At 63.8% G+C, this 23,169-nt stretch carries 21 protein-coding genes; 12 read left to right on the forward strand and 9 right to left on the reverse strand.

All coding sequences use genetic code 11. The annotated features are described in order from the left end of the window. Window positions 1–82 precede the first annotated feature (82 nt). Window positions 83–3,181: a bifunctional proline dehydrogenase/L-glutamate gamma-semialdehyde dehydrogenase PutA gene (gene putA / locus VB618_RS11335; RefSeq protein ID WP_329796751.1), complete on the reverse strand. Its 3,099-nt coding sequence runs from the start codon at window positions 3,179–3,181 to the stop codon at window positions 83–85. A 114-nt stretch (window positions 3,182–3,295) separates the two neighbouring features. Here putA and VB618_RS11340 point away from each other — a divergent pair, with 114 nt between their 5' ends. Next, window positions 3,296–3,757 (forward strand): Lrp/AsnC ligand binding domain-containing protein, encoded by a 462-nt coding sequence (locus VB618_RS11340; protein ID WP_329796752.1) that lies wholly within the window; start codon window positions 3,296–3,298, stop codon window positions 3,755–3,757. Between the two features lie 212 nt (window positions 3,758–3,969). Here the strand turns inward: VB618_RS11340 and VB618_RS11345 are convergent, their stop codons facing one another. Further along, complete coding sequence (locus VB618_RS11345; RefSeq protein WP_329796753.1) at window positions 3,970–4,977, reverse strand: TerC family protein; 1,008 nt, start codon at window positions 4,975–4,977, stop codon at window positions 3,970–3,972. 316 nt (window positions 4,978–5,293) lie between these two features. Here VB618_RS11345 and VB618_RS11350 point away from each other — a divergent pair, with 316 nt between their 5' ends. From VB618_RS11350 to VB618_RS11360, 3 genes are all read left to right on the forward strand, one after another. After that, a complete protein-coding gene (locus tag VB618_RS11350; RefSeq protein ID WP_329796754.1) occupies window positions 5,294–6,313 on the forward strand; it encodes an ABC transporter substrate-binding protein in 1,020 nt (339 codons plus the stop codon). Window positions 6,314–6,374: 61 nt separating this feature from the next. After that, the gene (locus tag VB618_RS11355) at window positions 6,375–7,166 is read left to right on the forward strand and encodes an ABC transporter ATP-binding protein (RefSeq protein WP_329796755.1); all 792 of its coding nucleotides are present in this window, start codon (window positions 6,375–6,377) and stop codon (window positions 7,164–7,166) included. 7 nt (window positions 7,167–7,173) lie between these two features. Next, on the forward strand, window positions 7,174–7,941 hold the full coding sequence (locus VB618_RS11360) for an ABC transporter permease (RefSeq protein ID WP_329796756.1): 768 nt from the start codon (window positions 7,174–7,176) through the stop codon (window positions 7,939–7,941). Here VB618_RS11360 and VB618_RS11365 read toward each other — a convergent pair. The 3 genes from VB618_RS11365 to VB618_RS11375 form a co-directional block, all read right to left on the reverse strand. Beyond that, the gene (locus VB618_RS11365) at window positions 7,938–9,083 is read right to left on the reverse strand and encodes a CobW family GTP-binding protein (RefSeq protein ID WP_329796757.1); all 1,146 of its coding nucleotides are present in this window, start codon (window positions 9,081–9,083) and stop codon (window positions 7,938–7,940) included. The genes VB618_RS11360 and VB618_RS11365 overlap by 4 nt on opposite strands. Before the next feature lie 5 nt (window positions 9,084–9,088). Next, window positions 9,089–9,994 carry a DMT family transporter gene (locus VB618_RS11370; protein ID WP_329796758.1) on the reverse strand — a complete coding sequence of 302 codons (906 nt, stop codon included), beginning with the start codon at window positions 9,992–9,994 and terminating at the stop codon, window positions 9,089–9,091. A 121-nt stretch (window positions 9,995–10,115) separates the two neighbouring features. Then, a complete protein-coding gene (locus VB618_RS11375) occupies window positions 10,116–11,516 on the reverse strand; it encodes a D-alanyl-D-alanine carboxypeptidase family protein (RefSeq protein ID WP_329796759.1) in 1,401 nt (466 codons plus the stop codon). Between the two features lie 188 nt (window positions 11,517–11,704). Here VB618_RS11375 and VB618_RS11380 point away from each other — a divergent pair, with 188 nt between their 5' ends. Both VB618_RS11380 and VB618_RS11385 read left to right on the forward strand, forming a co-directional pair. Then, window positions 11,705–12,607 carry a DMT family transporter gene (locus VB618_RS11380; RefSeq protein WP_329796761.1) on the forward strand — a complete coding sequence of 301 codons (903 nt, stop codon included), beginning with the start codon at window positions 11,705–11,707 and terminating at the stop codon, window positions 12,605–12,607. Between the two features lie 68 nt (window positions 12,608–12,675). Further along, entirely contained in the window at window positions 12,676–13,830 is a 1,155-nt protein-coding gene (locus VB618_RS11385) for a 2OG-Fe(II) oxygenase (protein WP_329796762.1), read from the forward strand. Between the two features lie 6 nt (window positions 13,831–13,836). On the opposite strand, the gene VB618_RS11390 is transcribed toward VB618_RS11385, so the two are convergent. Then, window positions 13,837–14,415 carry a TIGR00730 family Rossman fold protein gene (locus tag VB618_RS11390; protein WP_329796763.1) on the reverse strand — a complete coding sequence of 193 codons (579 nt, stop codon included), beginning with the start codon at window positions 14,413–14,415 and terminating at the stop codon, window positions 13,837–13,839. 138 nt (window positions 14,416–14,553) lie between these two features. Between VB618_RS11390 and VB618_RS11395 the strand changes: the two genes are divergently transcribed. After that, the gene (locus VB618_RS11395; protein WP_329796764.1) at window positions 14,554–15,720 is read left to right on the forward strand and encodes an acetyl-CoA acetyltransferase; all 1,167 of its coding nucleotides are present in this window, start codon (window positions 14,554–14,556) and stop codon (window positions 15,718–15,720) included. A gap of 36 nt (window positions 15,721–15,756) precedes the next feature. Here the strand turns inward: VB618_RS11395 and VB618_RS11400 are convergent, their stop codons facing one another. Further along, window positions 15,757–16,023 (reverse strand): BolA family protein, encoded by a 267-nt coding sequence (locus tag VB618_RS11400; protein WP_329796765.1) that lies wholly within the window; start codon window positions 16,021–16,023, stop codon window positions 15,757–15,759. 90 nt (window positions 16,024–16,113) lie between these two features. Between VB618_RS11400 and VB618_RS11405 the strand changes: the two genes are divergently transcribed. The 4 genes from VB618_RS11405 to VB618_RS11420 all read left to right on the forward strand — a co-directional run bounded on the left by VB618_RS11405 (window position 16,114) and on the right by VB618_RS11420 (window position 20,952). Beyond that, complete coding sequence (locus tag VB618_RS11405; RefSeq protein ID WP_329796766.1) at window positions 16,114–16,743, forward strand: J domain-containing protein; 630 nt, start codon at window positions 16,114–16,116, stop codon at window positions 16,741–16,743. A gap of 116 nt (window positions 16,744–16,859) precedes the next feature. Beyond that, a complete protein-coding gene (cobS, locus tag VB618_RS11410) occupies window positions 16,860–17,849 on the forward strand; it encodes a cobaltochelatase subunit CobS (RefSeq protein ID WP_329796767.1) in 990 nt (329 codons plus the stop codon). A gap of 203 nt (window positions 17,850–18,052) precedes the next feature. After that, a complete protein-coding gene (gene cobT, locus VB618_RS11415; RefSeq protein WP_329796768.1) occupies window positions 18,053–19,951 on the forward strand; it encodes a cobaltochelatase subunit CobT in 1,899 nt (632 codons plus the stop codon). Further along, window positions 19,948–20,952, forward strand: coding sequence for an esterase-like activity of phytase family protein (locus VB618_RS11420; RefSeq protein ID WP_329796770.1), 1,005 nt, complete (start codon window positions 19,948–19,950; stop codon window positions 20,950–20,952). The genes cobT and VB618_RS11420 overlap by 4 nt, the downstream gene beginning before the upstream one ends. Window position 20,953: 1 nt before the next feature. Here VB618_RS11420 and VB618_RS11425 read toward each other — a convergent pair whose 3' ends face one another. Further along, complete coding sequence (locus tag VB618_RS11425; RefSeq protein ID WP_329796771.1) at window positions 20,954–21,577, reverse strand: queuosine precursor transporter; 624 nt, start codon at window positions 21,575–21,577, stop codon at window positions 20,954–20,956. Window positions 21,578–21,670: 93 nt separating this feature from the next. Further along, window positions 21,671–21,961, reverse strand: coding sequence for a 50S ribosomal protein L28 (rpmB, locus tag VB618_RS11430; RefSeq protein ID WP_036358230.1), 291 nt, complete (start codon window positions 21,959–21,961; stop codon window positions 21,671–21,673). 233 nt (window positions 21,962–22,194) lie between these two features. On the opposite strand from rpmB, the gene VB618_RS11435 reads away from it, so the two are divergent. Beyond that, window positions 22,195–23,052, forward strand: a complete 858-nt coding sequence (locus tag VB618_RS11435) for a DUF3108 domain-containing protein (RefSeq protein WP_329796772.1) — start codon at window positions 22,195–22,197, stop codon at window positions 23,050–23,052. The last annotated feature ends 117 nt before the right edge of the window (window positions 23,053–23,169 follow it).

Here is a 23,169-nt window from a genome sequence, read left to right on the forward strand (position 1 = left end):
AAGCGAACTGCTCTCCCAATCGAGATCACCGGTACGAGGCCGGTGATGACAAGCGAGAGGCCAATGGCCCGGTGCAACTCTTCTACTCCCCCATCGCGATCAGGTTCGCATTGCCGCCGGCGGCGGCCGTGTTGATCGTCACCGTCTGCTCGGTGGCAAAACGCAGGAGGTAGTGCGGACCGCCGGCCTTCGGCCCGGTGCCGGACAGCCCATGACCGCCGAAGGGCTGCACGCCGACCACGGCGCCGATCATGTTGCGGTTCACATAGACGTTGCCCACCGACAGGGCCTCGACCACGCGCTCGACCGTGGAGTCGATGCGGGAATGCACGCCGAGCGTCAGACCATAGCCCGTTCCCTCGATTGAACGGAGCACATCCTCCAGGCGATCAGCCTTGTAGCGCACCACGTGGAGCACCGGTCCGAACACCTCCTGGGCGAGGTCGTGCGGCCGGTTGAGCTCGAAGATATGCGGCGCCACATAGGTGCCGTTGGCTGGTGCTTCGCCCGCATAATGCACCTTCGCTTGACCCTTCATGTCGGCGATATGCGCGTCAAGCTTGTCCTTCGCCTCGCGGTCGATCACCGGGCCAACATGGGTCGAGATTTCGCGCGGATCGGCGATCTTCAGCTCGCGGGCGTTGCCTGCAATCATCTCGATCATCCGGTCGGCCACATCCTCCTGCACGCAAAGCAGACGAAGCGCCGAGCAGCGCTGGCCGGCGGAGCGGAACGCCGAAGTCACCACGTCATCGGCGACCTGCTCAGGGAGAGCCGTCGCATCGACGATCATGGCATTGATGCCACCGGTCTCGGCAATCAGCGGCACAATGGCCGCGTCCTTGTTCGCTAGCGTGCGGTTGATGATGCGCGCCACCTCGGTCGAGCCGGTGAACACCACGCCGGCCACATCCTTGTGCTCGACGAGACGGGCACCGACGCGTCCGTCGCCCGGCATGAGGTGAAGGGCTGTTTTCGGCACGCCTGCCTCGTGCAGGATGCGCACGGCGAGATCCGCGATCAGCGGCGTCTGCTCGGCGGGCTTCGCCATCACCGCATTGCCGGCCATCAGCGCGGCGCTCACCTGGCCGAGGAAGATCGCAAGCGGGAAGTTCCAGGGCGAGATTGCCACGAACACGCCGCGGCCGCGCAGGCGCAGCACGTTGCTCTCGCCGGTCGGCCCCGGCATGAGGTCTCCTTCATCGAAGAGGCTGCGTCCTTGAACGGCGTAGTAGCGCAGGAAATCGACAGCCTCGCGCACCTCCGAGAGAGCGTCGTCGAGGGTTTTACCGGCTTCCACCTGCAGCAGGTGAAGCAGCTCCCCGCGGCGCTCTTCCAAGAGATCAGCGGCGCGCTGCAGCGCCTTGGCCCGCGTACTCGCATCCATGCGGCTCCACTTCGCGAAGCCGGCCTGCGCAGCCGCCATGGCGCGGTCCGCCACCTCAGGCGAGGCTTCCGTCACCTGGCCCGCAACCGTGCTGCCATCGATGGGGCTGACGACCGGGCGGGACGTGCCGGACGCTGCCTTGCCGTCGATCAGAGGCTCGGCTTTGAAGCTCTGCTGCCCGCTCTTCTCGATCTCCGCCAGAAGCGCCTCAAGTGAAGCGCGGTGCCCGAACTCCACGCCTCGGGAATTGGCACGCTCCAGCCCATAAAGATCGCGCGGCAGGGGCACCTTGGGATGACGTGCCTTGTCGGCGGACAGGATGATGTCGGCCGGACGCTTCAAGAGTTCCTGCACCGGCACGTTCGGATCCGCCGCCACCGACACAAAAGAGGAGTTCGCACCGTTCTCGAGAAGACGGCGCACGAGATACGCCAAGAGATCGCGGTGGCCGCCGACCGGCGCATAGGCGCGGCAGGCCAGCCCCGGATTGTCTTCGAGCAGACGTGCATAGAGTGCCTCGCCCATGCCGTGCAGGCGCTGGAACTCGTAGCCTTCCGTGCCGCCGGCCCGCTCGATGATGGACGCGACGGTGAGCGCGTTGTGGGTGGCAAATTGCGGGTAGATGCGCGGGCGCAAGGACAGCATCTTCTCGGCGCAGGCTAGGTAATGGAGGTCCGTCATCGCCTTGCGCGTGAAGACCGGGTAATCGTCGAGCCCGCGCTCCTGGGCGCGCTTCACCTCCGTGTCCCAATAGGCGCCCTTCACGAGGCGCACCATGAGCTGCCGGTCATGGCGCTCCGCCATGGCCGCGATGGCATCAATCACCGAGCCGGCGCGCTTCTGGTAGGACTGAATGGCGAGTCCGAACCCCTTCCAGTCGGCGAGCGACGAGTCGGCCAGCACGGCCTCGATCACCTCGAGCGAGAGTTCGAGCCTATCGGCTTCCTCCGCGTCGACGGTGAAGTTGAGATCGTAGAACTTCGCCTTTTGCGCCAGCTCGATCACAAGCGGCACCAATTCACGCAAGACGCGCTCGCGACTCGTGGCCTCGTAGCGTGGATGCAGGGCCGAGAGCTTCACCGATATGCCAGGCCTGTTCGGCAGGGGCTCGTTGCCGGCAGACCGACCGATGGCGTCGATGGCTGAGGCATAGGAATCGAAATAGCGGCGAGCGTCATCGGCCGTGCGGGCTCCTTCGCCCAGCATGTCGAAGGAATAGCGGTACACACGGCCCTTTGAGGTGCCCGCCCGCTTCAACGCTTCCTCGATGGTCTGGCCGAGCACGAAATGATTGCCCATCACCCGCATGGCCTGGCGAGTCGCTGTGCGCACGGCGGGAAGGCCAAGGCGCTTGGTGAGCTGGCCCAAAATGCTTTCCGGCGTTTCGCCCGGTTGAATGACCCGCGCCGTGATGCCGAGCGCCCAGGCCGAAGCCGAGACGAGGAAGGCATCGGACTTGGATTCATGGCCGGCGAAATCGGCCTGTCCCAGCTTGTCCTCGATGAGTCGGTCGGTAGTGGCTGCATCCGGCACCCGCAAAAGCGCCTCGGCTAGAACCATGAGGGCCAGCCCCTCCTTGGTGGAGAGCGCGTATTCCCGCAGCATCTCCTCGACGCCGCCCAGCCCGCTACCCTTGGCGCGGATCGCCTCGATCAGGCGGGTAGCCTGCTCGTCCACGCGCTTCTCCCGCTCCGGCGACAGGCGGGAGCTGGCGAGAAGCCGAGCCGCAAGAGCCTTGTCGTCTTCCGCAAAGGGAGGGTTGAAGGGCAGGGCGGCGCTGGGGGCGGGGGTCATCGGGCTGTCCTCTGGGTGATTCCCGGAATATAGGTGGGCGGCGACCGTGCTTCGATGGCAAAATCACCTGATCTACCTTAGTAAAAGCGGGCATCATCCTGAAAGACCGTGAAAATGCCGGATCTGGACCGTACTGATCGCAAGATCCTCAATGCTCTCCAGACCGATGGCCGCATCGCCACCGTGGACCTCGCGGAAAAGGTTGGCCTGTCGCCCACCTCGACCAGCGACCGCGTGAAGCGCCTACAGCGGGAGGGCTTCATCGCCGGCTATGGGGCGAGGCTCGACCCGCATCAGCTCGGGCTTGGCCTCCTGGTCTTCGTCGAGGTCTCCCTCGACAAGACGACGCCCGATGTCTTCGAGAAATTCGCCGAGGCTGTGAAGCGGGCACCCGAGGTTCTGGAATGCCACATGGTGGCCGGCGGGTTCGATTATCTGGTGAAGACCCGCGTGGCCGACATGGCCGCCTACCGCCGCTTCCTCGGCGATATTCTTCTCGCCCTGCCGGGCGTGAAGGAAACCCGCACCTATGCGGTGATGGAGGAGGTCAAAAGCGACGGGATGCTGCCGGTGTGAGGCAAACCATTAGATATCTCGCTGTCATTCCGGGGCGCCGCAGGCGAGCCCGGAATCCATAGCCGCTAACATTGCAGAAAGAGGCTGAGCGCTGCTCGCCCATTCCTGAGCTGTCGTGTTTATGGATTCCGGGCTCGGCTCTGACGAGCCGCCCCGGAATGACAGTGGCAGACGGGTAGAAAGAGGGAGAGCGTTGGCCCTCCCTCTGAGCTTTAGCTGGAAATCGCCGCCTGCTCGTTCTTCGTCTTCCACAGGGAGAAGACGACGCCACCCGCGATCAGGGCGAGAGTCACGCCGAGCGAGATGGTGGGGTCGAGCTTGCCCACGAGCTGGTTCCAGAAGATCTTGCCGCCGATGAACACGAGCACCAGCGCCAGGGCGTATTTCAGGTAGTGGAACCGGTGCACCATGGCGGCCAGGGCGAAGTAGAGGGCGCGCAAGCCCAGGATCGCCATGATGTTGGCCGTGTAGACCACGAAGGTATCGGTCGTGATGGCGAAGATCGCCGGCACCGAATCCACCGCGAAGATCAGATCGGCGACGTTGATCACCACGAGAGCCAGGAAGAGCGGCGTCGCCCAGGTGACGATCTTGCCCGTCTTCGGATCAGGTTCACGCACGAAGAAGTGCTGATCGTGAAGCCGGTTCGTCACCCGCATGTGCTTGCGCAGGAAGCGGACCAGCGGGTTCTTCTCGATGTTAGGCTCGCTCTCGGGAACGAGCAGCATCTTGATGCCGGTCGCGATCAGGAAAGCGCCGAAGAGATAAAGCATCCAGGCGTATTCCTGCACAAGCGCAGCGCCCACGGCGATCATGATGCCGCGCAGGACGATGACGCCGACGATGCCCCACACGAGGGCTCGGTACTGGTACTTCCGAGGGATCGCGAAGTAGCTGAAGATCAGCGAGATCACAAAGACGTTGTCGATGGACAGGGACTTCTCGATGAAGAAGCCTGTGAAGTAGGAGATGCCCGCGTGAGTGCCGTCTTCGGTTACCAGGAGGCCGGTTTCGAATGACCACCAGATATAGGCGCCGAAAGCGGCCGCGATACCGATGTAGAAGGCGGACAGGAGAAGGCTCTCCTTCACGCCGAGTTCTTTGTCCTTCCTGTTCAGGACACCGAGATCGAAGGCGAGGAGAAGAACGACAAGACTCAGGAAAGCCGTCCACATCCAGACGGGCTTCCCCAGCCATTCCATGAGCAGGAATTCTGGCATAACCGGACCTTTGTTTGCTTCTGTTCAAGCATCGGCTCCGACATCGCAGGCGTTTGCACACGTCCTGCCAGAGGGGCCCGGTCACCGATGGGACCAAGGTGGGGAGCGCTCTCAAGCCCGTCAAGAGTCTTCACGTTGAGAATTTCTGCTCAATTTTCTGCCAAATGCCCGTCCCGGAGGCAGGAATGCCCTGGCAAGAGACTTGACCCGAAGCACCGATCTGATTGCATGGTCAAGAACAAGGCAGCTGGCCAGATGGGAGCCATAAGGCTCCCGACCATAAAAAGAGGTGACGGTAATGTTTGCGGATCGTTCGATGAAGGCAAGGTGGATCAGAGGCATGCTGGCGGGCGCTGCCGTGCTTATCGGATCTGCTGGTGCCCAGGCCCAGACCCCGGTGCGGTTCTCCCTGGACTGGCGCTGGGAGGGCCCTGCGGCTCCCTTCGCCGTTGCGCTCGACAAGGGCTACTTCAAGGCCGAGGGCCTCGACGTCACGATCGACCCGGCGGCGGGATCCCGCGAGCCGATCTCCCGCGTGGCGTCGGGCACCTATGACGTGGGCTTCGGCGACGTGAACTCCCTCGTGCGCTTCCGCGACGAGAACCCCGGCACCGATATCAAGGCCGTGATGGTGATCTACGACCGGCCGCCCTTCGCGCTCATCGGACGCAAGAGCCGCGGCATCAGCAAGGAGGTGTCGAGCCTCGCGGCTAAGAAGTTCGGCGCGCCGGCCGCCGATGGCGCCTACGCGCAATGGCCGATCTTCAAGGCCGTCAACAAGATCGACGATTCCACCATGAAGTTCGAGAACGTGGGCTTCCCGGTCCGCGAGCCCATGCTGGCTCAAGGCGAGGTCGATGCGGTGTTCGGCTTCTCCATGTCGTCCTTCATCAACCTGAAGTCCCGCGGCGTGCCGGCGGACGACATCGTCGTGCTGCTCATGAGCGATTACGGCGTGGACCTCTACGGCAACACCATCATCGTCTCGCAGAAATTCGCCCAGGAGAAGCCCGAGGCCGTGAAGGGTCTGCTGCGCGCCATCATGAAGGGCGTGCAGGACACGGTGAAGGACCCGTCGAGCGCTGTCGATTCCGTGATCAAGCGCAACGACGTGGCCAAGAAAGATGTGGAGCTCGAGCGCCTTAAGATGGTGCTGGAGCAGAACATGATCACCCCGTGGGTGAAGGAGAACGGCTTCGGGGGCATTGACAAGGCCCGCTTCGCCAAGGCCCTCGACCAGATCGGCCTGACCTTCACCTACAAGGCCAAGCCCAATGTGGAGGACGTGTTCACGGAGCAGTTCCTCCCTGCCGCCGATCAGCGCAAAGTGAACTGATTTTCTCCAGCCCGGCTATCGATTCAGCCGGGCTTTTCTTTTGGCTCAACGGCTTCGTTTCATGAAACCCTTTGTCGATATCCACGACGTGACCCACGTCTATGCGCGGGCCGAGGATGGCCTGCCGGCCGTCCAGAACCTGAATCTGAAAGTGAACGAAGGTGAGTTTGCCGCCATCGTCGGCCCCTCGGGCTGCGGCAAGTCCACCCTGATGAAGCTCGCTACTGGCCTGCAGTTTCCCGTCGAGGGAACCGTGATCGTGGACGGCAAGCAGGTTGGCGCGCCGGTGAAGCTCGCCGGCATGGCATTTCAGAACCCTACCATGCTGCCCTGGCGCACCACCCTCGACAACATCCTGCTGCCGCTCGAGATCGTGGAGCCGCACCGCTCGCGCCTGCGCCGGCACAAGGCGGAGTATGTGGCCAAGGCCGAGAGCCTGCTGGCCCAGGTCGGCCTGAAGGGGCAGGGGGATAAGTTTCCCTGGCAATTATCGGGCGGCATGCAGCAGCGCGTGTCTCTCTGCCGGGCGCTCATCCACGAGCCCAAGCTCCTGATGCTCGACGAGCCCTTCGGTGCCCTCGACAGCTTCACCCGCGAGGAATTGTGGTGCGTGATGCGCGACCTGCACGCGGCGCAGAAGGTCACGATCATCCTGGTGACGCACGACCTGCGTGAGGCGGCGTTCCTGGCGGACCGCATCTTCTGCATGAGCGCGCGGCCCGGCCGTATCGTGGCCGAGCGGGAGGTGGAGTTTCCGCGGCCGCGCGATCTCGAGATCACCTACACGCCGGAATTCTCCGCCCTCGTTCACGAGTTGCGCGGCCACATCGCGCAGGCGCGCCAAGCGGCGTGAGGGACCCATGAAAGCCAAGAACAAGCTTGCCCTCGCGCCGTGGGTCTTCACCGTCGGGTTCTTCGCCCTGTGGGAGATTCTCTGCCATACCTTGAGGATCTCGAGCTTCATCCTGCCGGCGCCCTCCACCATCCTCTGGGCCGTTTGGGAATACCGCAACCAGCTCACCTACCACGCCATGCATACCCTCTGGATGACGCTGGCGGGGTTCGGTCTTGCGGTCGGTTTCGGTCTCCTGCTCGGGATGGTGCTCGGATCTTCGCGGCTCATCAATGCGGGCACCTATCCGCTTCTGGTGGGCTTCAACTCGATCCCGAAAGTGGCCGTGGTGCCGATCCTGGTGTTCTGGTTCGGCGTCGGCTGGGTGCCGCCGGTGATGACCGCCTTTCTGATCTCGTTCTTCCCCATTGTGGTGAATGTCGCGACAGGCATCGCCACGGTGGAGCCCGAGATGGAGGACGTGCTGCGGGCGCTCGGCGCCTCGAAGCGCGACATCGTGTTCAAGGTCGGCGTACCGCGCGCGATGCCGTATTTCTTCGGCTCGTTGAAGGTCGCGATTACGCTCGCCTATGTGGGCTCCGTGATCGGCGAGCAGAACGCGTCGAATGTGGGCATCGGCAATCTGCTCACGCGGGCTTCGGCCGCCTTCGAGGTGCCCCTCGTCTGGGCCGCTCTCGTGGTGCTCGCGGTGCTCGGCGTGATCATGTACGCGATCACGGCCTATGCCGAGCGCTCCATGACCGGCTGGGCGCAGCGGTCGCAGATGGCGGCTTAGCGTCGGAGAGAGAGCGGATTATCCGACAAAGCCGCCGCATCGGCCTGATCGACGGCGGGTTTGCCGAGGAAGGCGTTCCACAGCTTCTCAACCGTCTCGCGTTCGAGATCGTCGACGATGAACACGATGCGGCTGCGCCTGTCATCGCTCGGCCAGCGCGGCAGCACGGCCGGTACGTGGATCACGTGCTGCACGCCGTGGATGACGACCGGATGCTCCGGATCCTCGGCCAGCGCCACGAGGCCCTTCACGCGCAGCAGTTTCGCGCCTTGCGACGAACGCAGGAGGTCGAGGAACATGTCGAGCGTGCCCTGACGGATCGGCTGGTCGCTCGTGAGGCAGAAGGCACGGATCTTTTCATCGTGCCGGTTCACGTCATGATGATGGTGCGAATGATCATGTCCATGATGGTGATGATGTCCGTGCTGGTGCACGTGGCTTTCGCGCTCGGCCGCTTCGACTGCCTCCGTCTTCAGCCACTGGGCCACATCGGCGATCTTGCCGTCGAGATCGAAGAGGCCGCCGGCAATGACAGCCTCCGCAGGCGCATCCGCCTCCAGGAGCGCTGCGCCGGGATTGAGCTGATGCAGCCTCTCCCTCAGCTCCGAGAGTCTTGACTCATCGGTCATGAGGTCGGCTTTCGAGAGGACGATGCGCTCGGCAACGGCCGCCTGTTTCACGGCCTCACGATGGTTGTCGAGGGTCGCGGCGCCGTTGACTGCATCCACCACCGTCACCACGCCTTCCACGGCGTAGCGCATGGACAGATACGGATGGTAGAGCACCGCGTGCAGGATCGGCGCCGGATCGGCAAGACCCGTGGTCTCGATGATCACCCGCTTGAACGGCGTGATGCGGCCGTTGTCGCGCTTGCGTAAGAGATCCTCCAGCGTCGCGATGAGGTCGCCGCGCACGGTGCAGCAGAGGCAGCCTGCGGAGAGCAGCACCATGCCCTCGTCGACCTTTTCCACTAGCAGATGGTCGAGGCCGATTTCGCCGAACTCGTTGATGATCACCACGCTGTCCTGCAGCGCAGGATCTTTCAGCAGCCGGTTGAGCAGGGTGGTTTTGCCCGAGCCGAGAAAGCCCGTGAGAATGGTGAGCGGGAGGGGAGCGGGTGGGGTCATCGGGCTGTTCGTCATCGTGTTCAATCCGCAATCGGCACCAAGGGTGCATCCTTCAGACGGCGCTGCTCCAGCACTACGTTGGCCATGATGGCTCCCAGCACAAGGGCGCCGCCGGCAATCTGCAGGGGCGACAGGACCTCGTCGAGAATGAGAGCCGACGAGATGGCGGCCACCACGGGCTCGGTGCAGTAGATGATTCCGGCTGCGACCGCCGTGATGCGCCCGAGCGCCAGGAACTGCAGCACGAAGCCGAAAAGATATCCGCCGATCGTCATGGCAACCGCGAAAGGGGCGGCTGCCAGAGAGGAAGGTGGCGCAAGCTGCCCGGACGCCAGGCTGATGAGCGCCGCGGTGGGCAGGACGAGCACATGGATCCAGAAGGTCTTGGCCATGACGCCGGTCCTGCGGCAGCGCGCGGCGGCGAAGAACTGGATCGCCGTTGCGATGCTCGCCCCGAAGGCAAGGGCAAGGCCCCGCCAGTCGAGATCGCCGAAGGCCGGACCGACGACCAGAGCCACGCCGAGAGTGGCCACGGCCACGACGCCGAGCAACGTCGGCGTGAGCCTCGTGCCCTCCACGAAGGGGCTCGCAAGCACGATCAGGATCGGGAAGGTGTAGAACACCACGGCCGCCACGGTGACCGGGATATAGGCGACGGACGAGAGATAGCAGATGCCCACGAAGGCCGTGGAGACCCCGAGCAGGAGCAGGGTGCTGCGCTCCTCTCTTGCCGCCTTCAGTGATTTCCCCATGATCGCAGCCACGATGCCCACCAGGACGAGCATCAGGAACACTCGGTACACCACGATCGCCGAGCCGCTCGCCCCTGCGAAAGAGGCCATGCGGGCATAGACGATGTTGAAGCCGTAAAGGCTCGCCGAGATGAGAGCGAAGAGCATGCCGCTGGCGGGGGAGGTGTGATTCATGTCGGGGACTTGCTGGCGAGGCCCGAAGCGTTCGCCCGGAAGCGCCGGAATTGCAAGCCTTAAGAAAAACGCCCGATCGATGACCGGGCGTTGCGAGAACGAGTCTCTGATTCCTGTCGGATCAATTCGCGACGGATTTCGGCTTTCCGGCCGCATCCGCCTTTTGCGGCGTCTTGGCCTTGGTGTCCGTTGAAGGCTTGGCTGCCGGCTTCGCGCCTGTCACCGGCTTGACGGTGACGCTGACCCGCGGCTGGGTCTTGCCTTTATCTGTGCTCTTGGCCGTGGCCTTTGCAGGCTCCTTCTCGGCAGCCTTAGTGTCATCCTGAGCAGGGGCATCATCCTGCTTGGCCGCCGCTTTGTCTTTTTTAGGAGTCGCCGCCTTCTTGGTCTTGGCTCTGCGAGCCTGCTCGGCTGCAGCTTCGGCCGCCGCCTGTGCGGCGATCTCGGCCTCAGAGGGAGGATTCAACCCCACCCAGACCCGCTCCGGCTGCACAGCGGTACGGGGTCCGAGCACGGTGCGCACCGGCTTGTCGGCGGCAGTGCCGGCGAAAGCCATAATCTCGGTGGAGAAGAGGTTCGGAATGTTGCTGTCGGTCTCGGCAACAGCCGGGGTGTCTTCTTCCTGCGGCATCGGTCCGCGGCGGTCGCAGATGACCGGGCGCATGTCCGGCGGGGTGACGTTGGCCGAGGCCGGCAGCGCCGCAAGCTCCGGATTGGTGAAGTTCACCTTGCTGTTGAAGCCGCGGTCGAACAGCTCGGCGGCCTTGATGGTGCGCTCGTTGGACGAGGGGGCGCCGAGCACAACCGTGATCAGGTGGCGGCCGTCGCGGTGGGCGCTCGCCACCACGTTGAAGCCGGACGAGCAGATGAAGCCAGTCTTCATGCCGTCCGCGCCCGGATAGCGGCCAATGAGACTGTTGGTGTTGCGCATGATGCGGCGCCCGAACTGAACGGCGCCGATGTCGAAGAAGTCCCGGTGATCCGGGAACTCCGTCAGCAGCGCACGGGCGAGCAACGCCATGTCGCGGGCCGTGGTCTGGTTGCGCTCATCGGGCAGGCCATGGGGATTGGCGAAGCGGCTGCTCACCATGCCAAGGCGTCGGGCATGGGCGTTCATCAGGTCCGAGAAGCCGTCGATCGAGCCGCCGATGTTCTCCGCAATGGTAGCGGCGACGTCGTTTGCCGACTTCACCATCATGATCTTGAGGGCATTGTCGAGCCGGATCTCCGTGCCTGGCTTGAACCCCATCTTCGACGGGGGCAGGGCGGCGGCGCCCTCTGACACGAGGAGAAGCGTATCCATGCTCATCTGGCCAGAGCGGATCTTGTCGAGGGCCACATAGGCCGTCATCAGCTTGGTGATGGAGGCCGGAAACCAGGGATCGGTCGCTCGCTCGGCGTGGAGAACGCGGCCGGATTCGAGTTCAACGACAAGCGCAGGGCCGCCGGAGGCCAGAGCCGAACCGCTCGTCAGGGCGGCAAGGGCAAAGGCTGTCACGCGGAGGGCTCGGCTAACGTTCATGCGGAACGACTCCTTGGCTTCGTTCGACGATAGGAGAGGATCAATCAGCCCCGCCTGTCAGCTGGGCTATTTCTAGTGCCAAACCTTGGCCTTGGCTAGGTCGGACCGTTTGTTGATTGCTTAAACTCCCCTTCTTAACGAATTCCATGGCAAGAGAGTGGCAAGAGCCGCGCAGATTGAAGATCGATATGAGCGCATCCCTTCTCTGGATTCCCGTGACCTTGGCGGCCGCAGCCGCCCAGACGGGCCGCAACGCCACCCAGCGTCGCCTCACCGAGACCATCGGAACCGTGGGGGCGACCCAGGTCCGGTTCCTTTACGGTTTTCCCTTCGCGCTCCTTGCCTTGACGGCGATGTGGCTCGCCACCGGTGAAACGCCGCCTGCGCCCCATGCCACCTTCTTAGGCTATGCGCTTATGGGTGCCTTGACCCAGATTTTCGCCACCGCGCTGATGCTCTCGGCCATGCGGGAGCGGGCTTTTTCCGTGGTCACGGCCTATACCAAGACCGAGCCGGTGCAGGTGGCCCTCTTTGGATTGGTGCTTTTAGGCGACCCGCTCACCCCGGCCATGGCTCTGGCCATCGCGGTTGCCACGGGCGGCGTGCTGCTCATGTCGGTGAAACCGGGCACGAGCCTGACCTCGTCCGGCCTCAGGCCCATTCTCTTCGGCCTCGCCTCGGGAGCCTTCTTCGCTTTGGCCGCTATCGGCTTTCGCGGCGCGATCCTGTCCCTCGACGGAGGCTCCCCGCTCATCCGGGCTTCCACGACCCTGGTCTGGGGGCTCGGCCTGCAGACCGCCGTTCTGCTCGTCTGGCTCGGTCTCTATGATCGCAAGGCGCTGGTGGCGAGCTTCGCGGCGTGGCGTCCATCCCTGGGAGCAGGCTTTCTCGGGGCGCTGGCATCCCAGTTCTGGTTCATCGGCTTTGCGCTCACGTCAGCTGCCAATGTGCGCACCCTCGCCCTGGTGGAGGTGCTGATGGCGCAGGCCGTGTCCCATCACTTCCTGGCGCAGGCGACCACGAGGCGTGAGCTGGCCGGGATGCTGCTGATTCTCGGAGGGGTTGCCCTGCTCCTCATGTCCCAAGGTTAGCTTGTCGCTGCGGCAGTCGCATGATAACGAACAACGTTACATAACCTTGAACGTATTTCGGATCATTGATGATAGACGCTGCTGCTCCTGAAACCCTGCAACCCGCCTACCGCGTGCTCCAAGTGGGCGATCCTGTTCCGTGGTTCAAACAGAATTCGACCAGCAACCCAAACTTTAGCTTTGACACGGTGGCCGGCCGCTACATCGTTCTGTGCTTCTACGGCATGGGCTCGGACGAGGTCGGGCGCGCGACCCTGGCGTCATTTCAGGACCAGCACCGCTCCCTATTCGACGACGACAAGATCGCCCTCTTCGGCGTGAGCGTCGATCCGTCGGATCAGTCCGAGGATCGCGCCAGGCAGATCGTTCCGGGCATCCGCCACTTCTGGGATTTCGACGGAACGGTCGGGCGCCTCTATGGCGCCTTGCCGCGCAACGTCCAGCCGGGGCAGGGGGCTGTTCCGATCCGCCGCTTCTGGATGGTGCTCAACCCGTCCTTACGCGTCCGCGCCATCTTTCCCTTCGAGGAGGATGGCAGCGACCGGGAGAAGGTGATGGCCTACCTGCGCGATCTGCCGCCAGTCAGCCATTATGCCGGTTTCGAGCTGCCGGCGCCCGTCCTGGTGATTCCGGACGTGTTCGAGCCCGAGTTCTGCCAGCACCTGATTGGTCTTTACGAGGAACATGGTGGTGAGGAATCGGGCTTCATGCGCGAGGTCAACGGCAAGACCGTTGCGGCTCATGACCCAAACCACAAGCGGCGCAAGGATTACACCATTGCCGATCCCAACCTGATCCGGCAGGTGCAGCACCGTATCATCCGCCGCATCAACCCCGAGATCGAGCGCGTGCATTTCTTCAAGCCTTCACGCATGGAGCGCTACATCGTCTCGTGCTATGCGGCAGAGGACGGAGGGCATTTCCGTGCCCACCGGGATAATACCACGAGCGGCACGGCTCATCGCCGCTTCGCGGTCTCGATCAACCTCAATCACGAGTTCGAGGGTGGCGAGGTGAGCTTCCCGGAATACGGGCCGCGCAGCTACAAGGCACCGCCGGGCGGTGCCGTGGTGTTCTCGTGCCCACTTCTCCACGCTGTATCCAAAGTCACGAAAGGCCGCCGGTTCGCCTTCCTGCCTTTCCTCTATGACGAGGAAGCGGCGAAGGTGCGCGAAGCCAACAACGCCAAACTCGGCGAGGGTGTGGGCGCTTACAGAGCGTAACCTGGACTATCGCTCGCCGGCCTTGATCCACTTGTCGACCTTCGGCGGTTCATAGGCGCGGATCGCTTGGATTAGGGCGGCGGGCTCGTTCTCGACGATCAGCATGGCGCGGTGGATAGGCTTCACGAAGCCGCGTTCCACCACGTCGTCCAGGAAATCGGTCAGCTTGTCGTAGAAGCCGCCGGCATTCAGGAGCGCGCAGGGCTTGCGGTGATAGCCGAGCTGCGCCCAAGTCCATACCTCGAACAACTCCTCAAAGGTGCCCAGGCCTCCAGGGAGCGCGATGAAGCCGTCCGCGAGCTCCGCCATAAGCGCTTTGCGCTCGTGCATGGAGCCCACGACCCGAAGGTCAGTCAGGCCCTTGTGGGCGATTTCCTTGTCGACTAGCGCCTGCGGCATCACCCCGATCACATGACCGCCCTTGGCCAAGTTTGAATCGGCGACCGCGCCCATGAGGCCGACGGAAGCGCCGCCATAAACCAGTTCGATCCCGTTGACGGCCAGAGCCTCTCCTAGCGCTTGCGCGGTTTTGAGATAGACGGGATCCTGCCCAGCATTGGAGCCGCAGAAGACGCACAGGCGCATGGGGCTGTCCTTCGTGATTCGCTTCGCTCAACGATCAACGACAGCTTGGCGGCAATCTCAAGATGGCATCTGACTTGCTGAACGCCACAAAGAGCGCCACTTTGTGCATCAACAGCGAAAATCCTTGAGGAGACCTCCATGACCGCCTGCATCGTCGGCTGGGCCCATACCCCCTTCGGCAAGCTCGACGCCGAGACTGTCGAGAGCCTGATCGTCCGCGTCGCCACCGAGGCGCTGGAGCATGCCGGACTCGCCGCCGAGGATGTGGACGAGGTGGTGCTCGGCCATTTCAACGGCGGTTTCTCTGCCCAGGACTTCACGGCCTCCCTGGTGTTCCAGGCCAATGACCGGTTCCGCTTCAAGCCGGCGACCCGCGTCGAGAATGCCTGCGCCACGGGCTCGGCCGCCGTGCACCAGGCGATCAAGACCATCGAGGCCAAGCGCGCCAAGACCGTGCTCGTGGTCGGCGTCGAGCAGATGACCCGCATGCCGGGGCCGGAAATCGGCAACATCCTGCTGCGCTGCTCTTATGTGTCGGAGGATGGCGAGACGCCCGGCGGCTTTGCCGGCGTTTTCGGCAAGATCGCGGGGACCTATTTCCAGCGCTACGGCGACCAGTCCGATGCGCTCGCGATGATCGCCGCCAAAAATCACAAGAACGGCGTCGACAATCCCTATGCCCAGATGCGCAAGGATCTAGGCTTCGACTTCTGCCGGGCCGAGAGCGAGAAGAACCCGTTCGTGGCGGGTCCCTTGAAGCGCACCGATTGCTCGCTGGTTTCCGATGGCGCCGCAGCCCTGGTGCTTGCCGATACGGAGACGGCGCTGCGGATGAAGCGCGCGGTCGCCTTCCGGGCCACGGCCCATGCGCAGGATTTTCTGCCCATGTCGAAGCGCGACATCGTCCAGTTCGAGGGATGCACCGAAGCCTGGCGGCGGGCCCTGTCCCAGGCCGGCATCCAGCTCTCCGACCTGTCCTTCGTGGAAACCCACGACTGCTTCACCATCGCCGAACTCATCGAGTACGAGGCCATGGGCCTGACCCCAGCCGGCCAAGGCGCAATCGCCATCAAGGAAGGCTGGACAAACCGTGACGGCAAGCTGCCCGTGAATCCGTCCGGCGGCCTCAAGGCCAAGGGCCACCCGATCGGGGCTACGGGCGTGTCCATGCATGCGCTCTCCGCCATGCAGCTCTGCGAGGAGGCCGGCGGCATCCAGGTCAAGAACCCGGTGCTCGGCGGCATCTTCAACATGGGCGGCGCGGCGGTGGCGAACTACGTCAGCGTGCTTGAACGGATCAAGTAACCAAGCCCTAGAGCCTGGTCATCCACGGCGAGCGGCCTACTCCCCTGGCGCCTTGGCCTGAATGGCCAAGGCGTGCAGCCCCCTGTCGAAGGCGCCTTTCAACGTGCCGTTCACGAGGCGGTGACGCTCCACCCGGCTCTTGCCGGAGAAGGCCTCAGACACGATATAAACGTGGAAGTGAGTTTCACCGCCCTCCCGCCATCCCGCATGGCCGTTATGCTTCTCTGATTCGTCGGTGACGGTCAGTTCGGTCGGCTGCAGGTTCTCCTGCAAAACCTGTGTGATCCAGTGGGTGAGGGTCATGCTGATAGATCAATCCTTTTTGAACGGGTGTGCGGCCAAAAGCGCTCAGGCCTTGGCTCAGGGCCTGAACACACTCATAATCGCTGAATCATGGATCTCAACTCGCCTCTATTCGACCGCATCCGCATCAAGTCTTCCGGTGACGAACCGCAGGAGACCAAGGGGCCTGTCTGCGAGCATCCCGCCTGCAAGGCCGCGGGCGAATACCGCGCGCCCAAGGGGCGTGACCGGGAGGGCCAGTACTGGCGCTTCTGCCTCCAGCATGTGCGCGAGTACAACGCGTCGTACAACTATTTCTCCGGCATGTCCGACACTGCGGTGGCCGCATTCCAGAAGGATGCCATAATCGGTCACCGGCCGACCTGGGCCATGGGGGTGAACGCCTCTGGGCAGGCCGAGGGGCAAGGCGGCAAGGCCGAGCCCCGCGAGTGGGAATATGTCGATCCGCTGGGGGTTCTCCGAGGAGAAGACTTCACCCAGGCTCGATCCCGCCGGGCGGCTCCTGAGCCGAAGCGCCCGCGTTATACGGGGGCGGTGCGCCGAGCTCTCGATATCCTCGGCCTCGACGAGACCGCCGACGGACCGGCCATCAAGGCCCAGTACAAGTCCCTGGTGAAGCGCTTCCACCCGGATGCCAATGGCGGTGACCGCTCCTTCGAGGAGCGCCTGCGCGATATCATCAAGGCGCACGACACCCTCAAAAGTGCCGGCCTCTGCTAAAAACAATATCCTTTCAGGCAGTCCCAGTAGGCTTATTAGGAAATTGCACCATCCGGTTATGGGGTTTAAGAAACCCATAACACCTTCACGACATCTATCCGAACAAGAGGCCCCTTATGACGGCACAAACCGAGACAGCGACCTTGACGCCTGACATGAAGGTGTCCGTGCGACAGGTCTTCGGCATCGACTCGGATCTGGAAGTCCCGGCTTTTTCGCAATCCGAGCAGCATGTGCCCGATCTCGATCCCGACTATCTCTTCGACCGGGACACGACGCTGGCCATCCTGGCGGGTTTCGCGCGCAACCGCCGCGTGATGATCACGGGCTACCACGGCACCGGCAAGTCGACCCATATCGAGCAGGTGGCTGCCCGCCTGAACTGGCCCTGCGTGCGCGTGAACCTGGACAGCCACGTGTCCCGTATCGACCTCGTCGGCAAGGACGCCATCGTGCTCCAGGAGGGCAAGCAGGTCACGGCCTTCCAGGACGGAATCCTGCCCTGGGCCCTGCAGAACAACGTTGCCCTCGTATTCGACGAATATGATGCCGGCCGGCCTGACGTGATGTTCGTGATTCAGCGCGTACTGGAGCAGTCGGGCAAGCTCACCCTGCTCGACCAGAAACGCGTGATCCGGCCTCACCCGGCCTTTCGGCTGTTCGCCACCGCCAACACGGTGGGCCTCGGCGATACGTCGGGCCTCTATCACGGCACGCAGCAGATCAACCAGGGCCAGATGGATCGCTGGTCCATCGTCACGACCCTGAACTACCTGCCGCACGACAAGGAGGTGGACATCGTCCTCTCCAAGGCGAAGCACTACCAGGACGACCCCGCCGGCCGCGACATCGTCAACAAGATGGTGCGCGTGGCGGATCTCACCCGTAGCGCTTTCATGAACGGCGATCTCTCCACCGTCATGAGCCCGCGCACGGTGATCACCTGGGCCGAGAACGCCGAGATCTTCGGCGACACGGGCTTTTCCTTCCGGGTCACCTTCCTCAACAAGTGCGACGAGCTGGAGCGCACCCTGGTGGCCGAGTTCTACCAGCGCTCCTTCGGCAAGGAACTGCCGGAGAGCGCCGTGAACATGGTGCTTTCATAAGGCGTCATCCCGGACGCGCCATGGGCGCGATCCTGGATCGTTTGGGAGTTTCGCTGGTTTAAGCGATCCCGGCTCTTCGCCAGCGTATCGTGCGGAAAAGTGGTCCCGGTTTTCCGCACTGGACGATGCGCCAGCTGAGGGAGTGAGCATCGGATTGATCCGATGCTCTAAGCTCCGGCCGGGATGACGGATGAAGGAATTCGATGTCCATCTCGAACCGCAAGCCAGGTGACAAGAAGGAAGCGCCGGCGGAGCCGCTGAAGCGCTCCATCGCCGGTACCATGAAGGCGATTGCCCGCAAGCCCGATCTCGAGGTGGCGTTTGCGTCCGACCGGCCGGTGCTCATGGGCCAGGACAAGGCCCGCCTGCCGGAGCCGCCGCGGCGGCTGACCGCCCAGGACGTGGCGATCCTGCGCGGCAATGCCGATGCCATGGCGCTGCGGCTGGCCTGCCACGACACTACCCTTCATCGCAAGCTCGCCCCCGAGGGTCAGGCCGCCCGCGCCGTATTCGACGCGGTCGAGCAGGCGCGCGTGGAATCCATCGGCTCCCGGCGCATGGCCGGCATCTCGTCCAACATCACGGCGATGCTTGAGGACCGCTACCATCGCGGCGGCAAGTACGAGGAGATCACGGACCGGGCCGATGCACCGCTCGAGGACGCTGTGGCCCTCATGGTGCGCGAGCGCCTGACCGGGCAGAAGCCTCCTGCATCGGCGGCCAAGATCGTCGATCTATGGCGCGACTTCATTGAGGATCGGGCCGGGCGCGACCTCGACGGCCTGCTCAAGAACATCGAAAATCAGCGCAGCTTCGCCCGCAATATCCGCGACCTGCTCTCCTCCCTCGACATGGCCGACGAGGCGTCTCTCGATTCCGAGGACGAGGAGAACGAGGACGAGAACGAATCCGAGCAGCAGGAACAGCAGGGCGAGGGTGAATCCGAGCAGGAGAGCCAAGGCGACCGTGCCGAGGTGGAGGTCAGCGAGGATTCCAGCGACGAGATGGAGGATGGTGCCACGGAAGAGGCCGACGGCCCTTCCGGCGAGATGCCCGAAGAATCCGAGGAAGCGAATTCGGAGGATGCCGGCGAATCCTGGCGCCCGCCGTCCCGTTCCAACGAGGCACGTGGGCCTGACTACAAGGCCTATACCAACAAGTTCGACGAGATCATCCACGCCGAGGATCTCTGCGATGCGGATGAGTTGACACGCCTTCGTGCCTATCTCGACAAGCAGCTCGCCCATCTTCAGGGCGTGGTCGGGCGTTTGGCGAACCGCCTGCAGCGCCGCCTCATGGCGCAGCAGAACCGGTCCTGGGAGTTCGACCTCGAGGAGGGAACGCTCGATCCCGTGCGCCTGCCGCGCATCATCATGGACCCATTCCAATCGCTCTCCTTCAAGCAGGAGCAGGACACGAACTTCCGCGACACGGTGGTAACGCTGCTCCTCGACAATTCCGGCTCCATGCGCGGACGCCCCATCACCGTGGCGGCCACCTGCGCGGACATTCTGGCGCGCACGCTTGAGCGCTGCGGCGTGAAGGTCGAGATTCTCGGATTCACCACCCGCGCCTGGAAGGGTGGACAGGCGCGGGAGACGTGGCTGCAGGCCAGCAAGCCGGCCAGTCCGGGCCGCCTCAACGACCTGCGCCACATCATCTACAAGTCGGCGGACGCACCCTGGCGGCGCGCGCGCAAGAACTTGGGCCTCATGATGCGCGAAGGTCTGCTGAAGGAGAACATCGACGGTGAGGCCCTCGACTGGGCGCACAAGCGCCTGCTCGGACGGCCTGAGCAGCGGCGCATTCTGATGGTGATCTCGGATGGTGCGCCGGTGGACGACTCGACCTTGTCGGTCAATCCCGGCAACTACCTCGAGCGGCATCTGCGCTACATCATCGAGGAGATCGAGACCCGCTCGCCCGTGGAGCTCATCGCCATCGGCATCGGCCACGACGTGACGCGCTATTACCGCCGCGCCGTGACCATCGTCGATGCGGAGGAACTCGGCGGCGTCATGACCGAAAAGCTTGCGGAGCTGTTCGAGGAGAATGCCGGCCCGCCGGCCCGTGGCGCTCCGCGCCGCAAGGCCGTCGCTTGAGGCTCACCCGTCGCAGCTTCCTGATTGGCAGCGGTGCCGCCGCCGCAACGCTCGCCTGCACAGGCGTTGCCCTGGCGCAGCGCCCGCAGGCCTTCAAGGGCGCGACCGCGATCCGCGTGGAGGCGCAGCCGATCAGCCGCCTCTCGACCACCGATCCCGACCGCAGCCGCTTCGGCGCGCTGATGTTCCGCTCCGGGGCCGTCCTGCGCTCCGATGTGTCGGCCTTCGGCGGCTTTTCCGGCCTGTGGCGCTCAGGCAACGGCCAGGAGATCATCGCCCTTGCGGACAATGCGCAGATCCTGAAAGCCCGGATCGAAACTGCGGACGGACGTCTCTCGGGGTTTTCCAGCCCAGTCCTGTCTCCCTTGATCCTCGGCAACGGCGTTTCGATGCGGCGGTCGCGCTACTACGACACGGAGAGCTTTGCGCTCTCCGGCAACGCCGTATTCATTGGCACCGAGCGCAACCACGCTGTCATCCGTTTCGAGCGCAATGCTGCGGGCAGCATCATCCGGGGTGTCCCGATACCCGTTCCGCAGGTCCTGAGAGACCTGCCGAGCAATGGCGGTCTGGAGGCGGTCGCGGTCGCGCCGCAACGCTCAGCTCTAGGTGGCGCTCTCGTCGGCATCGCCGAGGGCGGCAGCGGCTTCATTCTCACAGGATCCAGGCAGGGGATCTTTCAGGTGGCCCTCTCCGGCGGCTATGACGTCACCGACATGGCCTTCCTGCCCGAGGGCGACGCCGTGATCCTGGAGCGCCGGTTCTCGCTCTTCGGCGGCTTCGCGTGTCGCCTGCGCCGGGTCGAGGCGGCGGTGATCCGAGCGGGAGCACGCATCGACGGGGATGTGCTCTACGAGAGCGAGCCCTCGCATCAGGTCGACAACATGGAGGGGCTGGCGGTTCACCGGGAAGGCGGCGATACGGTTCTCTCGCTGATCTCCGACGACAATTTCAGCTCGCTGCAGAAAACCGTGCTGCTCGAATTCACCCTGATCGCCTAAATCAGGCGGCCCGCTGCAAGCGCGGGCGCATGAGCGCCAGGATGGCCCCGTAGGGGGCAATCGCGATGGCGGCCAGCGCGAGCTTCACCCCATAATCCGCGACGGCGAGGCTGACCCACGGCAGGGCGATGCACTCGTCCACGATCCCCGTCTGGCCCAGCATCTCGCTGATCGTGAGGCCGAAGCCCGGCACGACCCCGCAATAGAAGGCAAACGAGAAGAAGATCGCCGTGTCGAGCCCCGAGGAGATCACCGAGGAGATGAAGGGCGGCATCCACCAGGCCTTGTCGCGCAGGCGGGCGAAGATGCTGATGTCGAGAAGCTGGGCCACGAGGAAGGCGGAACCCGACGCGATGGCAATGCGCGGCGTTGCCAGGACGACGGAGAGCACCACGGCCAGCACGAAGCCCACATAGACCACGCGACGGGCGCCTTGCGTGCCGAAGCGGCGGTTCGACAGGTCGGTGACCAGGAACGAGAACGGATAGCTGAAGGCACCCCAGGTCAGGTAGTCGCCCATGCCCCAATGGGTGAAGGGATGCTGGACCAGGATGTTCGAAGAGAGGACGACCAGGGTCATTGCGGTGAACGCAATGAGGAAGTCGCGGCGATCAATCTGGGTCATGAACAGTCTCTTCCAGGCAGTGCTTAAACACCAACGCAAAACGGGCGGCACCAGGGCCGCCCGCAAAGCATATTTCTCAGCGGCGATCCGAGATCAGCTCGCAGCGGCGAGCTTCTTCTCGAGCTCGCGTTTCACCGCCAGGGCGGTGGTGGAGAGCTCCTCAGCCTTGGCCTTGGCCAGGAAGGCATCGAGGCCGCCGCGGTGCTCGACCGAGCGGAGCGCGTTGGCGGTGACGCGCAGGCGGAAGGAGCGCTGCAGAGCGTCAGATTGGAGCGTGACGTTGCAGAGGTTCGGCAGGAACTTCCGCTTCGTCTTGCGGTTCGAGTGGCTCACCAGGTGGCCACTCAGCACGGCCTTGCCGGTCAGTTCGCAACGGCGCGACATGGGTTCAATCCTATTCGTCATGTGAGGGTCGCGACCACAATTCGCGGGTTTGCTTGATCGCAGATCCCACGCGGCCGGACACCAGAAGTCCTTGGAAGGTGCGAGCCTATAAGCCGAAACAGGGGTGTGGGTCAAGAATAGCGCGACGTCGCACCCTCTTTTTTTCGGCGCCGTGGTCACGATTTATTCCGAATCTCGTGCGATGCAACAGAATAGACTATCGGGAAAGCCCTATGCGCCTCATCGCCTCAGCTCTCGTAACCTTGGCCTTTGCAGGCGTGCCTGCGCTCGTGCAAGCCCAAACCCTCAAGGTGACGTACGATCTCTCTCTCGCGGGCCTGCCCCTTGGGAAAGCGGACCTGGTCTCGTCCTTCAAGGGAAGGAAGTACGAGATGCAGGGCAATGCGAAGCTGACCGGCCTCGCCATGATCCTGACCGGCGGCAAGGGTGAGGCTTCGGCCTCGGGCACGCTCACTGAGGCCAACCCGCGCTCGACGAACTTCGCCGTGATGTCCAAGACCTCCGACAACCAGCGCAGCGTCCGCATGGGCCTGAAGGGCGGCCGGGTGGCCGAGGTCGAGATCGACCCGCCTCTCGAGCCCAAGGAAGACCGAATCCCGGTCAAGCCGGCCGACAAGAAGGGGGTCGTCGATCCCATGAGCGCGCTGCTCATGCCGGCTCTGGCGTCGAAGAGCCTGACCGACCCGGACAACTGCAACCGGACGCTTCCCGTTTTTGATGGGGCCTCCCGCATGAACGTGGTCCTCACCTATGCCGAGACGAAAACGGTCGAGGTCGGGGGCTATTCAGGTCCGGTGCTCGTCTGCAACGCCCGCTATGTGCCGGTCTCCGGCCATCGGCCCGAGCGGCCGGCCACCAAGTTCATGCAGGAGAACCGGGACATGTCCGTCTGGCTTGCTCCCGTCGAAGGCCCGCGCCTGCTCTTCCCTCTGAAGGTCTCCGTGCGCACCATGATTGGCGTCGGCGAGATGCAGGCTTCGCTCTGGTCGCTGGAGGGGGACGACAAGGCGTCCGCGCCGACGCGCCGGGCCGTGCGGGCAGATGAGGCCGTCAAGGCCGGTGCCCTCTAATAAGCCTCAAATTAAGCCCTGAGAATCCTTGGTGAAAGCACCCGCTGCGGGTAGCGAAAGCGGCGTTCGCGCCCATATAAGAGCATAGCCCGCAGCCGGCCGCGAGGGCCGGGCTGC

Origin of the sequence: Microvirga sp. CF3062, assembly GCF_036314045.1 — a bacterium.
GTDB lineage: Bacteria > Pseudomonadota > Alphaproteobacteria > Rhizobiales > Beijerinckiaceae > Microvirga.

What these genes read in the sequence shown, in the direction of transcription:
- VB618_RS11345 (WP_329796753.1), bottom strand. Translation starts at nt 4,977, where the DNA reads ATGCCAGAATTCCTGCTCATGGAATGGCTGGGGAAGCCCGTCTGGATG.
- VB618_RS11370 (WP_329796758.1), bottom strand. Translation starts at nt 9,994, where the DNA reads ATGAATCACACCTCCCCCGCCAGCGGCATGCTCTTCGCTCTCATCTCG.
- VB618_RS11350 (WP_329796754.1), top strand. Translation starts at nt 5,294, where the DNA reads ATGAAGGCAAGGTGGATCAGAGGCATGCTGGCGGGCGCTGCCGTGCTT.
- VB618_RS11395 (WP_329796764.1), top strand. Translation starts at nt 14,554, where the DNA reads ATGACCGCCTGCATCGTCGGCTGGGCCCATACCCCCTTCGGCAAGCTC.
- VB618_RS11375 (WP_329796759.1), bottom strand. Translation starts at nt 11,516, where the DNA reads ATGAACGTTAGCCGAGCCCTCCGCGTGACAGCCTTTGCCCTTGCCGCC.
- VB618_RS11390 (WP_329796763.1), bottom strand. Translation starts at nt 14,415, where the DNA reads ATGCGCCTGTGCGTCTTCTGCGGCTCCAATGCTGGGCAGGATCCCGTC.
- VB618_RS11385 (WP_329796762.1), top strand. Translation starts at nt 12,676, where the DNA reads ATGATAGACGCTGCTGCTCCTGAAACCCTGCAACCCGCCTACCGCGTG.
- VB618_RS11400 (WP_329796765.1), bottom strand. Translation starts at nt 16,023, where the DNA reads ATGACCCTCACCCACTGGATCACACAGGTTTTGCAGGAGAACCTGCAG.
- VB618_RS11365 (WP_329796757.1), bottom strand. Translation starts at nt 9,083, where the DNA reads ATGACGAACAGCCCGATGACCCCACCCGCTCCCCTCCCGCTCACCATT.
- cobS (WP_329796767.1), top strand. Translation starts at nt 16,860, where the DNA reads ATGACGGCACAAACCGAGACAGCGACCTTGACGCCTGACATGAAGGTG.
- putA (WP_329796751.1), bottom strand. Translation starts at nt 3,181, where the DNA reads ATGACCCCCGCCCCCAGCGCCGCCCTGCCCTTCAACCCTCCCTTTGCG.
- rpmB (WP_036358230.1), bottom strand. Translation starts at nt 21,961, where the DNA reads ATGTCGCGCCGTTGCGAACTGACCGGCAAGGCCGTGCTGAGTGGCCAC.
- VB618_RS11355 (WP_329796755.1), top strand. Translation starts at nt 6,375, where the DNA reads ATGAAACCCTTTGTCGATATCCACGACGTGACCCACGTCTATGCGCGG.
- VB618_RS11425 (WP_329796771.1), bottom strand. Translation starts at nt 21,577, where the DNA reads ATGACCCAGATTGATCGCCGCGACTTCCTCATTGCGTTCACCGCAATG.
- VB618_RS11405 (WP_329796766.1), top strand. Translation starts at nt 16,114, where the DNA reads ATGGATCTCAACTCGCCTCTATTCGACCGCATCCGCATCAAGTCTTCC.
- VB618_RS11340 (WP_329796752.1), top strand. Translation starts at nt 3,296, where the DNA reads ATGCCGGATCTGGACCGTACTGATCGCAAGATCCTCAATGCTCTCCAG.
- VB618_RS11435 (WP_329796772.1), top strand. Translation starts at nt 22,195, where the DNA reads ATGCGCCTCATCGCCTCAGCTCTCGTAACCTTGGCCTTTGCAGGCGTG.
- VB618_RS11380 (WP_329796761.1), top strand. Translation starts at nt 11,705, where the DNA reads ATGAGCGCATCCCTTCTCTGGATTCCCGTGACCTTGGCGGCCGCAGCC.
- cobT (WP_329796768.1), top strand. Translation starts at nt 18,053, where the DNA reads ATGTCCATCTCGAACCGCAAGCCAGGTGACAAGAAGGAAGCGCCGGCG.
- VB618_RS11360 (WP_329796756.1), top strand. Translation starts at nt 7,174, where the DNA reads ATGAAAGCCAAGAACAAGCTTGCCCTCGCGCCGTGGGTCTTCACCGTC.